Consider the following 14,708-nt stretch of genomic DNA (forward strand, 5'->3'; position numbering starts at 1 on the left):
TGCCGACTGGCGCAGCCCACTGTGGGAGCGGGCTTGCCCGCGAAGGCGCCAGATCGGGTGATGAGGTTGTCCCTGCCGACGCATTCGCGGGCAAGCCCGCTCCCACAGGGATCGCGTTGGCTGAACGTGGTTTGAGAACATCACAGCATGTCCAGCAAAGAACATCACCCCAGCGACCTGATCCGCGCCCGCGACCTCGAGGGCGTCGATGTCTGGGCGCTGCCCAGCTTCGACCCGGAACCCGAGCCGCAACCCGAGCCTGAACCGGAACCCGAAGTCATCGAGGAAGAAGTCGAGGAAGTGCCGCTGGAAGAAGTCCAGCCGCTGACCCTCGAAGAACTCGAAGCCATTCGCCAGGACGCTTACAACGAAGGCTTTGCCACCGGCGAGCGCGAGGGCTTTCACAGCACCCAGCTGAAGGTGCGCCAAGAGGCTGAGCAGGCCCTGGCGGCCAAGGTCGGCAGCCTCGAGCGGCTGATGGTCAACCTGATGGCGCCCATCGCCGAGCAAGACACACAGATCGAGAAAACCCTGGTGCACCTGGTCGCGCACATGACCCGCCAGGTGATCGGCCGCGAGCTGCGCAGCGATTCCAGCCAGATTACCCAGGTGCTGCGCGAAGCCCTCAAGCTGCTGCCAATGGGCGCGGACAACATCCGCATTCACCTCAACCCCCAGGACTTCGAACTCGCCAAGTCCCTGCGCGAGCGCCACGAAGAAAATTGGCGGCTGCTCGAAGACGAAGCCTTGCTGCCGGGTGGCTGCCGCATCGAGACCGCCCACAGCCGTATCGACGCCAGCATGGAAACGCGCATCGAGAAGGCCGTGGCGCAGCTGTTCGACCAGCTTCACGACCATTCCCTGCACCCTGCGCCGGCCGATGTGTCGATCGACCTGGACCGCCCCGATGCGCCTTGACCGCACCAGTTTCGGCAAACGCCTGGGCAGTTACGCCGAGGCGATCGAGCTGCCGGTGCAGCCGATCGTCGAAGGCCGCCTGCTGCGCATGGTTGGCCTCACCCTCGAAGCCGAAGGCCTGCGTGCCGCAGTGGGTAGCCGCTGCCTGGTGATCAATGACGACAGCTACCACCCGGTGCAGGTCGAGGCCGAAGTCATGGGCTTTGCCGGGTCCAAGGTATTCCTCATGCCGGTTGGCAGCATCGTCGGCATCGCCCCTGGTGCGCGGGTGGTACCGCTGGACGACGGCGGCCGCCTGCCCATGGGCATGAGCATGCTCGGGCGGGTGCTGGATGGCGCCGGGCGCGCCCTCGATGGCAAAGGCGGCATGAAGGCCGAAGACTGGGTGCCGATGGATGGCCCGGTGATCAACCCGCTCAACCGCGACCCCATCAGCGTGCCGCTGGACGTAGGCATCCGCAGCATCAATGGCCTGCTCACCGTCGGCCGTGGCCAGCGCCTGGGCCTGTTCGCCGGTACCGGTGTGGGTAAGTCGGTGTTGCTGGGCATGATGACGCGCTTCACCGAAGCCGAGATCATCGTCGTTGGGCTGATCGGCGAGCGGGGCCGCGAGGTGAAGGAGTTCATCGAGCACATCCTCGGTGAAGAGGGCCTCAAGCGCTCGGTAGTGGTCGCCTCGCCCGCCGATGACGCGCCGTTGATGCGCCTGCGCGCGGCCATGTATTGCACGCGCATTGCCGAATACTTCCGCGACAAGGGCAAGAATGTCCTGTTGCTGATGGATTCGCTGACCCGTTTTGCCCAGGCTCAGCGTGAGATCGCCTTGGCGATCGGCGAGCCGCCGGCCACCCGGGGTTACCCGCCGTCGGTGTTCGCCAAGCTGCCGAAGCTGGTGGAGCGGGCGGGCAATGGCGAGCCTGGTGGCGGCTCGATCACTGCGTTCTACACGGTATTGTCGGAGGGCGACGACCAGCAGGACCCGATCGCCGACTCGGCGCGGGGGGTGCTCGACGGCCACTTCGTGTTGTCCCGGCGCTTGGCCGAAGAAGGCCACTACCCCGCGATCGACATCGAAGCGTCGATCAGCCGGGTAATGCCGCAGGTGGTCGATGCTGATCATCTGCGCCAGGCGCAAAAATTCAAGCAGTTGTGGTCGCGCCTGTCGCAGAGCCGCGACCTGATCAGCGTCGGTGCCTATGTGGCCGGTGGCGACCCGGAGACCGACCTGGCGATCGCCTTGCAGTCCCGCTTGGTGGATTTTCTGCGTCAAGGCCTGGACGAGAACGTCGGCATGGCGCAGAGCCGCGATCAGCTGGGGGCGATATTCACGCCTCCGGCGGGCGGTTGATAGGCCATGGCACTGCCCGGACGTGCCGCGCGCCTGGCGCCGGTGGTGGACATGGCCGAAGAGGCCGAGCGCAAGGCCGCCCAGCGCCTTGGGCATTTTCAGCAACTGGTGACCCAGGCGCAGGTCAAGTTGGCTGAGCTGGAGCGTTTTCGCGAGGACTACCAGCTGCAGTGGATCAACCGCGGCGGGCAGGGCGTCAATGGCAGCTGGCTGGTCAATTACCAGCGTTTTCTCGGGCAACTGGAAACAGCCATGACCCAGCAGCGTCAGAGCCTGACCTGGCACCAGAACAACCTGAACAACGCTCGCGGCACCTGGCAGCAGGCCTATGCCCGGGTCGAGGGGTTGCGCAAGTTGGTACAGCGTTACCTGGATGAAGCGCGGCGCGCCGAAGACAAGCGCGAGCAGCGCTTGCTGGATGAGCTGTCGCAGCGCTTGCCCAGACAAAGTCACCCCTGATTTTTAATCGCCGGCGCGCGCCGCTGAGGGCGATCTGTTGGCCGTCTCGCTTGCACTCCCACCCCAGGCTGCTAAACCTTAAAAGGTTGCATCCGCCATCATCGAAGGAATCGCTAGCATGGCAGTCGAGACTGATTTTTCGCAGGACGGGAAAAAGCTGACGATCACGGTCAAGGGTCGTTTCGATTTCGGCAAGCACCAGGAGTTTCGCGAAGCCTACGAGCGCCAGCCGGGTCGGCCGGACTCGGTGGTCGTGGACCTGAAAGACACCACCTACCTCGATAGCTCCGCGCTCGGCATGTTGTTGCTGCTGCGCGATCACGCGGGCGGCGACGATTCGGACGTGCGTGTGGTGCACGCCAGCTCCGATGTGCGCAAGATCCTCGCCATCTCCAATTTCGAAAAACTGTTCGATATCAGTTGAGCCGCGTGATGGCTGCCGAACAGGCGTTGACCGTGCTGGTCGCCGAAGACGGGGCCGCCGACCGCTTGTTGCTGGCGCAAATCGTCCGGCGCCAGGGGCATCAGGTGTTCACCGCAGAAAACGGCGAGCAGGCGGTGGCGCTGTTTGTCGAACGGCGCCCGCACCTGGTGCTGCTTGATGCGCTGATGCCGGTGATGGATGGTTTCGAAGCGGCCCGGCAGATCAAGGCCCTGGCCGGAGAAGCGTTGGTGCCGATCATATTCCTCACCTCGTTGAACGAGGAGGATGCCTTGGTGCGCTGCCTGGAGGCCGGCGGCGATGACTTCATGGCCAAGCCCTATAGCCCGGTGATTCTCGCCGCCAAGATACGCGCCATGGGCCGCCTGCGCAGGCTGCAGGCCACCGTGCTCGCCCAGCGCGACGAAATCACCCGCCACCATCACCACCTGCTCAACGAGCAGCGGGTGGCCAAGGCGGTATTTGACAAGGTGGCCCATGCGGGCTGCCTGGCTGCGCCCAACATTCGCTACCTGCAATCGCCCTACGCACTGTTCAATGGTGACTTGCTACTGGCCGCGTTCACGCCCTCGGGGGACATGCAGGTGCTGCTGGGGGATTTCACCGGCCACGGCCTGCCCGCCGCCGTTGGCGCCATGCCCCTGGCAGAAGTGTTCTACGGCATGACAGCCAAGGGGTATGGCCTGGCGCAGACCCTGCGCGAAATGAACGCCAAGCTCAAACGCATCCTGCCGGTGGACATGTTTTGCTGTGCAGTGATGCTCAACCTGAGCGTGCAGCGTGGCTCGGTGGAGGTGTGGAACGGCGGCATGCCAGACGGCTATCGCTTGTCTGCAGGCGGCGAGGTGCTGTCGGCGCTGGCTTCGCGGCATTTGCCGCTGGGTATTCTTGCCCCTGAGCGCTTCGACGACAGCACGCAAGTGCTGCCGCTGGCGGCGGGGGAGCGCTTGTTGCTGTTGTCAGACGGCGTGCTGGACACGGCCGATGACCAGGAACGCTTGTTTGGCGTCGAGCGCCTGCAAGGGGTGCTGGCTGGCAACCGAGACCCGGCCCACTTGTTTGATGAGGTGATGCAGGCCTTGGAACATTTCGGCGGGCAGCCTCGGGACGACATCAGCCTGTGCGATATCCGCATGTTCGCGGCCGATGAGCGGGTGCCGGCGCCGATGATCTACGCTGAACGCGGTCGCCCCAGCCCGCTGGATTGGTCGCTTGGGTTCGAACTGCGCGGCGAAAGCCTGAAGCAGTCCAACCCAGTGCCGTACCTGGTGCAGCTGTTGCAGGAAATCCACCCGCTGCGCGCGCGCACTGGCAACCTGCACAGTGTGCTCAGCGAGCTGTTCTCCAATGCCTTGGAGCATGGGGTGTTGGGCCTGGATTCGCGGCTCAAGCGCGATGTGCAGGGCTTTGCCGATTACTACCGGGAGCGTGCCCGGCGCTTGGCGGCATTGGCTGACGGTTTTGTGCGCATCGACTTGAAGGTTGAACCCCTCGCCGATGGCGGGCGTCTGATGATCGAGGTGCGTGACAGCGGCGCAGGGTTTGATGTGCAGCGGGTGCTGTCGCAGCCGCCCTCGGAGCAGGGGTTGAGTGGCCGTGGCCTGCAGCTGGTAACGCGGCTGGGCAGTAATGCGCAATGGTGCGAAGGCGGCCGCTGCGCCCGGGTAGAGTTTGTATGGTGAGCCCGCCTGTGACCCTGGGGCTGGCTCGGGCATAATCTGGCTTGATCAAGGAGTGAACAAGTGACTGAGATTCATATCGACCACAAGGTGCTCAACGACCTGCGTGAGGTCATGGAGGATGGCTACCTGCATCTGGTGCAGACATTCCTGGATGACTCCGAGCGGCGCTTGAGCGAGTTGCACGCTGCCAAAAACGCCGATGAGCTGGGCTCAGCGGCCCATAGCTTCAAGGGCAGCAGCAGCAACATGGGGGCTGTCGCGCTGGCTGGCCTGTGCCAGCAACTGGAAGACCGGGTGCGCCAGCCGCCGCTGTATGGCATCGAGGACCTGATCAACCGTATCGACCTGGAATATGTAGAGGTTCGGCGCTTCTACCGCGGTGAGGAGCACCGTATCTCGGCGGGCTGATGCGCGACTTGGCGCGAGTCTTGCCTGTCTTTGCCCGGATGACTTTTCAGTTTCTGGCGCGGAGACCGCTCAATGCCTGTCGCACCCAATCCTTTGTTGCAAGCAAACGCTGTTGGCAAGTCGTCGCGAGCGACCAGCTCGATGGTGGACAAGCCCTCGCAGGCGCTGGGTGACGCGGGCGGTGGCTTCGACCAGGTCATGGCCAAGCAGAAAACGTTTGGGCAGGACGACAAGGTCGCCCAGGCCAAGCCCAAGGACAAGCCAGAAGTGGCACACGGCGGCAAGAAAGATGCTGCCGACAAGCCATCGGTTGCCGATGACGGCAACAAATTGCCAGCCGACGACCATGCCTCAGACCCCGCTGACACAGGGTTGCGCGACGCCAGCCTGGTGGCCGGCCAGGTCACCGATGCGCAGCCCGGCGCGCAACTGATTCAAGCCCAGGCTGAGGCCGTGGCGCCCGTGCTTCAGGCTGCCACTGCACAGTCGCAAGCCAGCGCAGCGCTGACGGAGGAGCCTGCCGCCGAAGAGGCGTTCGACCCCGACGCCGACCCCTTGGCCAACCTGCCAACCTTGCGCCTGGCACTGGAACAGAGCGCCCAGGCCAAAGGCACCACCTCGGCACACGCCGTGGACCCCTCGCAGGCTCAGGGTGATGAAGGCCGAGGAGCCGTCAATACCTTGGCGAATCTGGTCGATACCGCTGAGGGTGAGGCGGGCGAGCCAGGCGACAAGGCCTTCGGTGCACTGCTTGAAGAGGGCCTGAAGGACACCAAGAGCGCCAGCAGCGACACACGCGTCGACGATTTCGCCGATCGCCTGGCCAGCCTGACCCAGGCGGCCACGGCGAAAACCGCCAATGCCGTGCCGGCGAATGCCAGCCCTTTGCACCAACCCTTGCCGATGAACCAGAACGCCTGGACCGAAGGCCTGGTGAATCGGGTCATGTACCTGTCCAGCCAGAACCTCAAGTCGGCAGACATCCAGCTGGAGCCCGCCGAGTTGGGGCGGCTGGACATTCGCGTCAATGTAGCGGCGGATCAGTCGACCCAGGTGACCTTCATCAGCGGCCACGCCGGTGTGCGTGATGCCCTCGACAGCCAGGTGCACCGCTTGCGCGAGCTATTTACCCAGCAGGGCCTGGCGCAGCCAGACGTCAATGTTGCTGACCAGTCACGCGGGCAACAGCATCAGCAGGCGCAGGAGCAGGGCAGCAATCTGTCGGGCGTCGCGGCGCGGCAACAGGCCGGGCAGGGCGGCTCCGAGCAGGTCGATAGCAGCAGGCCGGTTGAGCAGCAGGTGGTGATTGGCGACAGTGCGGTTGATTATTACGCGTGAGGGCGGGGTGCCTGTCTTTAGGTTGTTGGTGCCGTTGAGAACGAGCGCCGCCCGCGCGGCGCATCGCGAGCAACGCTCGCTCCTACGTTTGTTTTCGGCCAATAACGCCTGTGACAGGTGCGCGCGACTGCCTTGTTTGTTCGACGCGATATCGCGCCATGCGTCAGAGGCGGTCGCGCGCGTATGCCCCAGGAATAATTGGCCCGAAACAAACGTAGGAGCGAGCGTTGCTCGCGATGCGCCGCGCGGGCGGCGCTCGATCTCCCAGGCGCTGCCCCCCTAACGCCAAACCCACCCAAACCTCATTCCATCCCCCACCCAAAACCTGGCATAACACTTGCTCAAGCCACGTCATCCTCCTTTGAACCCCCGATGGACGACGGATTATTGGCATGGCGAAAACCGAAGCAGTAAAAGACCCCGCCACAAAAGGCAAACTCAAGCTGATCCTGCTGTTGGTGCTGGGCCTGGTGCTGGCGATCGGCCTTTCGGTGGGCGCTACCTGGTTCATCATGCACAAGAGCGACTCCGCGCCGGCCACCGACCCGGCCGCCGCCAACGTCAAGCCTGTGGCCATCTACGAAGCGCTCACCCCGGCCTTCGTGGTCAACTTCAACCAGAACGGCCGCCAGCGCTACATGCAACTGAGCATCACCCTGCAAGCGCGCAACCAGGCTGACCTGGATGCCCTCAAGGTGCACATGCCGGTGATTCGCAACAACCTGGTGATGATGTTCTCCGGGCAGGGCTTCGACACCCTGGCCGGCAGCCCGGTAGGGCAAGAGATGCTGCGCCAGAAAGCCACCGCCGTGGTGCAGGAAGTCGCCCAGAAGGAAGTCGGCAAGCCGGTCATCGACCAGTTGCTGTTCACCAATTTCGTATTGCAGTAGGAGTCCGCAATGGCCGTACAGGACCTGCTGTCCCAGGATGAAATCGATGCGCTGTTGCACGGTGTCGACGATGGTCTGGTGCAGACCGAGAGCGCTTCCGAGCCAGGCAGTATCAAAAGCTACGACCTGACCAGCCAGGATCGTATCGTCCGCGGTCGTATGCCGACCCTGGAAATGATCAACGAACGCTTTGCCCGCTACACCCGCATCAGCATGTTCAACCTGCTGCGCCGCTCGGCGGACGTGGCGGTGGGTGGCGTGCAGGTGATGAAGTTCGGCGAGTACGTGCATTCGCTGTATGTGCCGACCAGCCTCAACCTGGTCAAGATCAAGCCACTGCGCGGCACCTCGCTGTTCATCCTCGACGCCAAGCTGGTGTTCAAGCTGGTGGACAACTTCTTTGGCGGTGACGGCCGTCACGCCAAGATCGAAGGCCGCGAGTTCACCCCGACCGAGTTGCGCGTGGTGCGCATGGTCCTCGACCAATGCTTCGTCGACCTCAAGGAAGCCTGGCAAGCCATCATGCCGGTCAACTTCGAGTACATGAACTCCGAGGTCAACCCGGCCATGGCCAACATCGTCGGCCCCAGCGAGGCGGTGGTGGTGTCGACCTTCCACATCGAGCTGGACGGCGGTGGCGGCGACCTGCACGTGACCATGCCGTACTCGATGATCGAGCCGGTGCGCGAGATGCTCGATGCGGGCTTCCAGTCCGACCTGGACGACCAGGACGAGCGCTGGGTCAAGGCCCTGCGCGAAGACGTGCTGGACGTGGCCGTGCCACTGACCGCCACGGTTGCCCGCCGCCAGCTGAAGCTGCGCGACATCCTGCACATGCAGCCTGGCGATGTGATCCCGGTGGAGCTGCCCGAGCACTTGGTGCTGCGCGCCAACGGCGTGCCCTCGTTCAAGGCGCGGCTGGGTTCGCACAAGGGCAACCTGGCCCTGCAGATCATCGACCCGATCGAACGCCGCTGACGGCGTGCCGGTCGCTCACTACGAATTGAATGCCTGTCGAGGAAATCATGGCTAACGAAAACGAGATCACGTCCGCGGAAGACCAGGCCCTGGCCGACGAATGGGCGGCGGCGCTGGAGGAAACCGGTGATGCCGGCCAGGCCGATATCGACGCGCTGCTGGGCGGCGACACCGGTAACAGCGGCGCTGGCCGCCTGCCGATGGAAGAGTTCGCCAGCTCGCCGCGGCCGAACGAGAATGTCAGTCTCGAAGGCCCTAACCTGGACGTGATCCTGGACATTCCGGTGAACATTTCCATGGAAGTGGGCAGCACCGAGATCAACATCCGCAACCTGCTGCAGCTCAACCAGGGGTCGGTGATCGAGCTCGACCGCCTGGCCGGCGAGCCGCTCGACGTGCTGGTCAATGGCACGCTGATCGCCCATGGCGAAGTGGTGGTGGTCAACGAGAAGTTCGGCATCCGCCTGACCGACGTGATCAGCCCCAGCGAACGTATCAAGAAGCTGCGCTGAGTGAAGGGCACGATGCGCGCCGGCGCTGCTTTTGCCGGGCTGCTCGCCAGCCAGTGGGCCTGCGCGGCGGCCAACCCTGCGGCAACCACCGCTGCCGCGCCTGGCAGCCTGGGTGGGCAACTGGCGCAGATGGTCTTTGGCCTGCTGTTGGTGGTGGGCCTGATCTTCTTCCTGGCCTGGATGTTGCGCCGCATGCAAGGCGCGGCGGTCAAAGGTGGCCAGGTGATCGAGATCATCGGCAGCCGTGCCATTGGCCCGCGTGACCGCCTGTTGCTGGTGCAGGTCGGCAAGGAGCAGATCCTGATCGGCCACACCCCAGGCAGTATCGAGGCCCTGCATGTGCTGGCCGAACCCGTCGAAGTGCCCGCAACTGCCCGTCAGGCAGCGCCGGAGTTTGCCCAGCGGCTGATGGAGCTGATGGGCAAGGACCAGAAGGACAAGAAGTGATGACCGGCGTGCTGCGCATGATGTTGACCCTGGCGCTGCTGCTGGCCGCGCCATTGGCCCTGGCTGCCGACCCGCTGTCGATCCCGGCCATCACCCTGTCCAATGGGGCAGACGGGCAGCAGGAGTATTCGGTCAGCCTGCAGATCCTGCTGATCATGACGGCGCTGAGCTTTATCCCGGCGTTCGTCATCCTGATGACCAGCTTCACCCGCATCATCATTGTCTTCTCGATTTTGCGCCAGGCCCTGGGCTTGCAGCAGACGCCTTCGAACCAGATTCTGACCGGCATGGCGCTGTTTTTGACCATGTTCATCATGGCGCCGGTGTTCGACCGGGTGAACCAGGATGCGCTGCAGCCCTACCTGAAAGAGCAGATGACTGCCCAACAGGCCATCGACAAGGCCCAGGGGCCTCTGAAGGACTTTATGCTGGCGCAGACCCGGCAGAGCGACCTGGACTTGTTCATGCGCCTGTCCAAGCGCACCGACATCGAAGGCCCTGACCAGGTGCCACTGACCATCCTGGTGCCGGCCTTCGTCACGTCCGAGCTGAAGACCGCGTTCCAGATCGGCTTCATGATCTTCATCCCGTTCCTGATCATCGACATGGTGGTCGCCAGCGTGCTGATGGCCATGGGTATGATGATGCTGTCGCCGCTGATCATTTCGCTGCCGTTCAAGATCATGCTGTTCGTCCTGGTCGATGGCTGGGCGCTGATCATGGGCACACTGGCCAGTAGTTTCGGCGGCGTTTGACGCCGTCAAGGAGAGCCACGCATGACCCCTGAAGTTGCTGTCGACCTGTTCCGCGATGCACTGTGGCTGACCACGCTGATGGTCGCCATCCTGGTGGTGCCGAGCCTGCTGGTGGGCCTGATGGTGGCGATGTTCCAGGCCGCCACGCAGATCAACGAACAGACCCTGAGCTTCCTGCCGCGTCTGCTGGTAATGCTGGTCACGCTGATCGTCGCGGGGCCTTGGCTGGTGCAGAAGTTCATGGAATACATCACCACGCTCTACACCAGCATCCCGCAGCTGATCGGTTGACACGGCCATGCTGGAGCTGACCAACGCACAGATCGGCACCTGGGTCGCCACCTTCATCCTGCCGTTGTTCCGGGTGACGGCAGTGCTGATGACCATGCCGATCTTCGGCACGCGCATGCTGCCGGCGCGGGTGCGCCTGTACGTGGCGGTGGCCATCACCGTGGTGATCGTCCCGGCGCTGCCGCCGTTGCCCGAGTTCGAGCCGTTGAGCCTGCAGGGCCTGCTGCTGTGTGGCGAGCAGATCATCGTCGGGGCGTTGTTTGGGTTCTCGTTGCAGCTGCTGTTCCAGGCCTTCGTCATCGCTGGCCAGATCGTCGCGGTACAGATGGGCATGGCCTTCGCCTCGATGGTCGACCCGGCCAACGGCGTCAACGTCACGGTGATCAGCCAGTTCATGACCATGTTGGTCAGTGTGCTGTTCCTGTTGATGAACGGGCACTTGGTGGTCTTCGAGGTGCTGACCGAAAGCTTCACCACCTTGCCGGTGGGCAATGCGCTGATGGTCAACCAGTTCTGGGAAATGGCCGGGCGCCTGGGTTGGGTGTTCGGCGCCGGGTTGTTGCTGATCTTGCCGGTTATTGCCGCGCTGCTGGTGGTGAACATCGCCTTTGGCGTGATGACGCGGGCGGCGCCACAGCTGAACATCTTCTCCATTGGCTTCCCGCTGACACTGGTCATGGGCATGGGGATTTTCTGGATCGGCCTGGCCGATTTGCTTTCCCACTACCAGGCATTGGCCAGCGACGCGCTGCAATGGCTGCGTGATCTGGCAAGGGCGCGCTGAGCATGGCTGAAAGCGAGAGTGGTCAGGACAAGACAGAAGACCCCACCGACAAGCGCAAGCGCGATTCGCGCGAAAAAGGTGAGATCGCCCGCTCCAAGGAGCTGAACACGGTGGCGGTGACCCTGGCAGGCGCCGGCGGCCTGCTGATGTTCGGCGGCCACTTGGCCGAGACGCTGCTGAGCGTGATGCGCATGAACTTCAGCCTGACCCGCGACATGATCGTCGACGAGCGCGCCATGGGCGCGTTTTTGCTGGCCTCGGGCAAGATGGCGATCTGGGCGGTGCAGCCCGTACTGATTCTGCTGTTCGTGATCTCGTTCGTTGCTCCGATCGCGTTGGGCGGTTTCCTGTTTTCCGGCAGCCTGCTGCAGCCCAAATTCAGCCGCATGAACCCGCTGTCGGGGATCAAGCGCATGTTCTCGATGCATGCCTTGACTGAGCTGCTGAAGGCGTTGGCCAAGTTTTTCGCGATCCTGATCGTGGCGGTGGTGGTGCTGGTCAGCGACCGCCAGGCGTTGCTGTCGATTGCCAATGAGCCGCTGGAACAGGCGATCATTCACAGTGTTCAGGTGGTGGGGTGGAGTGCGCTGTGGATGTCGGCGGGGCTGCTGCTGATCGCGGCGGCGGACGTGCCGTTCCAGCTGTGGCAGACGCACAAGAAAATGAAAATGACCAAGCAGGAAGTGCGTGACGAGTACAAGGACTCGGAGGGCAAGCCTGAGGTCAAGCAGCGTATTCGCCAGCTGCAGCGCGAAGTGTCGCAGCGGCGCATGATGGCGGCGGTGCCGCAGGCGGACGTGATCATCACCAACCCCACGCACTATGCCGTTGCTCTGCAGTACGACCCGGAGAAGGGCGGGGCAGCGCCCTTGCTGCTGGCCAAGGGTACTGATTTCATGGCATTGAAGATTCGCGAGATTGGTGTCGAGCACAAAATCCAGATCCTTGAATCGCCGGCCCTGGCGCGGGCGATCTATTACTCCACCGAGCTTGAGCACGAGATCCCGGCGGGGTTGTACCTGGCGGTGGCGCAGGTGTTGGCGTATGTGTTCCAGATTCGTCAGTACCGGTCGGGCAAGGGCAAGCGGCCGGAGCCGTTGAAGGATGATTTGCCCATTCCGCCGGATTTGCGGCGCGATAGCTGATAGGTGCATGGCGATGGTCGTTTAGCGCCTGTGAGATCGAGCGCCGCCCGCGCGGCGCTCGATCTCAAACCCACCAAAAACCCCAAGGCGAACACCCAAACAGCAAAGTTGGAAGGCTTCTTGCAGAGCCACGCCCAGGCGCCCCCTGGGCGTCAAAGTTTTGCATCAAGAGGACTCGCGGTGGATCGCACTCAGTTAATCAACAACGCACGCCACAACCTGGCCGGTCTCGGCCGGGGCAACCTGGGTGTGCCGCTGTTGCTGCTGGTGATGTTGGCAATGATGATGTTGCCGATACCGCCGTTCCTGCTCGACGTGTTCTTCACCTTCAACATCGCCCTGTCGATCGTGGTGCTGCTGGTCTGCGTCTACGCCTTGCGCCCACTCGACTTCGCCGCGTTCCCCACCATCCTGCTGGTGGCGACGCTGCTGCGCCTGGCCCTGAACGTCGCCTCCACCCGTGTGGTCATGCTCCACGGCCAGGAGGGCCATGGCGCTGCGGGCAAGGTGATCCAGGCCTTCGGTGAAGTGGTCATCGGCGGCAACTACGTGGTCGGTGCGGTGGTGTTCGCCATCCTCATGATCATCAACTTCGTCGTGGTGACCAAGGGTGCCGGGCGTATTTCCGAGGTAAGCGCGCGCTTCACCCTCGATGCCATGCCCGGCAAACAGATGGCCATCGACGCCGACCTCAACGCCGGCTTGATCGACCAGGCCCAGGCCAAGGCCCGCCGCTCCGAGGTCGCGCAGGAGGCCGAGTTCTATGGCTCGATGGACGGTGCCAGCAAGTTCGTGCGCGGCGACGCCATCGCCGGCCTGCTGATCCTGTTCATCAACCTCATCGGCGGCATGCTCATCGGCATGCTCCAGCACGGCATGCCGTTCAGCGAAGCCGGCAAGGTGTACGCCTTGTTGACTATCGGTGACGGTTTGGTGGCGCAATTGCCATCACTGCTGCTGTCCACCGCTGCGGCCATCATGGTCACCCGGGCTTCGGGCTCGGAAGACATGGGCAAGTTGATCAACCGGCAGATGTTCGACTCACCCAAGGCCCTGGCGGTCTCCGGTGCGCTGATGATCATCATGGGCCTGGTGCCGGGCATGCCGCATGTGGCCTTCCTCAGCCTTGGCCTGATGGCCGGCGGCGGTGCCTACCTGGTGTGGAAGAAACAGCAGCAGGTGAAGGTAAAGGCCCAGGAAGAGGCGCAGCGCCAGCAGGACTTGCTGCCCTCGCCACAGCGTGCGCTGGAAACCAAGGAGCTGGGCTGGGACGACGTTACCCCGATCGACATGATCGGCCTTGAGGTCGGTTACCGCTTGATCCCGCTGGTCGACCGCAACCAGGGCGGCCAGTTGCTGGCGCGGATCAAGGGCGTGCGCAAGAAGCTGTCCCAAGACCTGGGTTTCCTCATGCCCACTGTGCACATTCGCGACAACCTCGACCTGCAGCCCAGCGCCTACCGCCTCACGTTGATGGGGGTGATCCTGGCTGAAGCGGAGATTTACCCGGACCGCGAACTGGCGATCAACCCGGGCCAGGTATTTGGCACACTCAACGGCATTGCCGCACGCGACCCGGCCTTTGGCCTGGAGGCGGTGTGGATCGACGTCGGCCAGCGCTCCCAGGCGCAGTCGCTGGGCTATACCGTGGTCGATGCCAGTACGGTGGTGGCCACGCACCTCAACCAGATCCTGCAAAAGCACTGTCACGAGCTGATCGGCCATGAGGAAGTGCAGCAATTGCTGCAAGTGTTGTCCAAGGCTTCGCCTAAACTGGCAGAAGAATTGGTGCCGGGTGTCATTTCCTTGTCGGGGCTGCTGAAGGTCCTGCAGGCATTGCTGTCCGAGCAAGTGCCGGTGCGCGATATCCGCAGCATCGCCGAGGCGATCGCCAACAACGCGGGCAAGAGTCAAGATACCGCCGCGCTGGTGGCCGTGGTGCGCGTCGGATTGTGTCGCGCCATCGTGCAAAGCATTGTCGGCGTTGAGTCTGAGCTGCCGGTGATCACCCTTGAACCGAGGTTGGAACAGATTTTGCTCAATAGTCTGCAAAGGGCCGGGCAGGGTCAGGAAGACGGTGTTCTTCTGGAACCGAGCATGGCCGAAAAGCTGCAGCGTTCGCTGATTGACGCGGCCCAGCGCCAAGAGATGCAAGGCCAGCCGGCCATTCTCCTGGTCGCCGGCCCGATCCGCGCCATGCTGTCGCGCTTCGGTCGCCTGGCTGTACCGAATTTGCATGTTCTGGCGTATCAGGAAATACCTGACAACAAGCAAGTCACCATCGTTGCCACCGTGGGCCCTAACGGCTGAG

Annotated in this window: 16 protein-coding genes; all 16 read left to right on the forward strand. The window is 63.3% G+C overall.

What is annotated here, in order from left to right; translation table 11 throughout:
- Positions 1-147: 147 nt before the first annotated feature.
- Entirely contained in the window at positions 148-918 is a 771-nt protein-coding gene (gene fliH, locus HU764_RS05860) for a flagellar assembly protein FliH (protein WP_186679639.1), read from the forward strand.
- Positions 908-2,266: a flagellar protein export ATPase FliI gene (fliI, locus tag HU764_RS05865; RefSeq protein WP_085272503.1), complete on the forward strand. Its 1,359-nt coding sequence runs from the start codon at positions 908-910 to the stop codon at positions 2,264-2,266. Before fliH ends, fliI begins: the two co-directional genes overlap by 11 nt.
- 6 nt (positions 2,267-2,272) lie before the next feature.
- Positions 2,273-2,725, forward strand: a complete 453-nt coding sequence (gene fliJ / locus HU764_RS05870; RefSeq protein ID WP_186679647.1) for a flagellar export protein FliJ — start codon at positions 2,273-2,275, stop codon at positions 2,723-2,725.
- Positions 2,726-2,843: 118 nt separating this feature from the next.
- Positions 2,844-3,149, forward strand: coding sequence for an STAS domain-containing protein (locus tag HU764_RS05875; protein WP_186679650.1), 306 nt, complete (start codon positions 2,844-2,846; stop codon positions 3,147-3,149).
- An 8-nt stretch (positions 3,150-3,157) separates the two neighbouring features.
- A complete protein-coding gene (locus tag HU764_RS05880) occupies positions 3,158-4,849 on the forward strand; it encodes a fused response regulator/phosphatase (protein WP_186679653.1) in 1,692 nt (563 codons plus the stop codon).
- A gap of 60 nt (positions 4,850-4,909) precedes the next feature.
- Positions 4,910-5,257, forward strand: coding sequence for an Hpt domain-containing protein (locus HU764_RS05885; protein WP_027593025.1), 348 nt, complete (start codon positions 4,910-4,912; stop codon positions 5,255-5,257).
- 72 nt (positions 5,258-5,329) lie between these two features.
- Positions 5,330-6,595 carry a flagellar hook-length control protein FliK gene (locus tag HU764_RS05890; RefSeq protein WP_186703695.1) on the forward strand — a complete coding sequence of 422 codons (1,266 nt, stop codon included), beginning with the start codon at positions 5,330-5,332 and terminating at the stop codon, positions 6,593-6,595.
- 392 nt (positions 6,596-6,987) lie between these two features.
- On the forward strand, positions 6,988-7,485 hold the full coding sequence (gene fliL / locus HU764_RS05895; RefSeq protein ID WP_099454932.1) for a flagellar basal body-associated protein FliL: 498 nt from the start codon (positions 6,988-6,990) through the stop codon (positions 7,483-7,485).
- A gap of 9 nt (positions 7,486-7,494) precedes the next feature.
- Entirely contained in the window at positions 7,495-8,463 is a 969-nt protein-coding gene (fliM, locus tag HU764_RS05900; protein ID WP_027593022.1) for a flagellar motor switch protein FliM, read from the forward strand.
- Positions 8,464-8,510: 47 nt separating this feature from the next.
- Positions 8,511-8,975 carry a flagellar motor switch protein FliN gene (gene fliN, locus HU764_RS05905; protein ID WP_186679658.1) on the forward strand — a complete coding sequence of 155 codons (465 nt, stop codon included), beginning with the start codon at positions 8,511-8,513 and terminating at the stop codon, positions 8,973-8,975.
- Positions 8,976-8,987: 12 nt separating this feature from the next.
- A complete protein-coding gene (fliO, locus tag HU764_RS05910; protein WP_186679659.1) occupies positions 8,988-9,422 on the forward strand; it encodes a flagellar biosynthetic protein FliO in 435 nt (144 codons plus the stop codon).
- Positions 9,422-10,177, forward strand: a complete 756-nt coding sequence (gene fliP, locus HU764_RS05915) for a flagellar type III secretion system pore protein FliP (protein WP_027593019.1) — start codon at positions 9,422-9,424, stop codon at positions 10,175-10,177. Before fliO ends, fliP begins: the two co-directional genes overlap by 1 nt.
- A 21-nt stretch (positions 10,178-10,198) precedes the next feature.
- Positions 10,199-10,468, forward strand: a complete 270-nt coding sequence (gene fliQ, locus HU764_RS05920) for a flagellar biosynthesis protein FliQ (protein ID WP_186679660.1) — start codon at positions 10,199-10,201, stop codon at positions 10,466-10,468.
- Positions 10,469-10,475: 7 nt separating this feature from the next.
- The gene (gene fliR, locus HU764_RS05925) at positions 10,476-11,252 is read left to right on the forward strand and encodes a flagellar biosynthetic protein FliR (protein ID WP_186703696.1); all 777 of its coding nucleotides are present in this window, start codon (positions 10,476-10,478) and stop codon (positions 11,250-11,252) included.
- Positions 11,253-11,254: 2 nt separating this feature from the next.
- Positions 11,255-12,397: a flagellar biosynthesis protein FlhB gene (gene flhB, locus HU764_RS05930; RefSeq protein ID WP_027593016.1), complete on the forward strand. Its 1,143-nt coding sequence runs from the start codon at positions 11,255-11,257 to the stop codon at positions 12,395-12,397.
- A gap of 180 nt (positions 12,398-12,577) precedes the next feature.
- A complete protein-coding gene (gene flhA / locus HU764_RS05935; RefSeq protein ID WP_027593015.1) occupies positions 12,578-14,707 on the forward strand; it encodes a flagellar biosynthesis protein FlhA in 2,130 nt (709 codons plus the stop codon).
- Position 14,708 lies beyond the last annotated feature (1 nt).

The sequence above is a fragment of the Pseudomonas kermanshahensis genome, assembly GCF_014269205.2.
GTDB classification, from domain to species: domain Bacteria; phylum Pseudomonadota; class Gammaproteobacteria; order Pseudomonadales; family Pseudomonadaceae; genus Aquipseudomonas; species Aquipseudomonas kermanshahensis.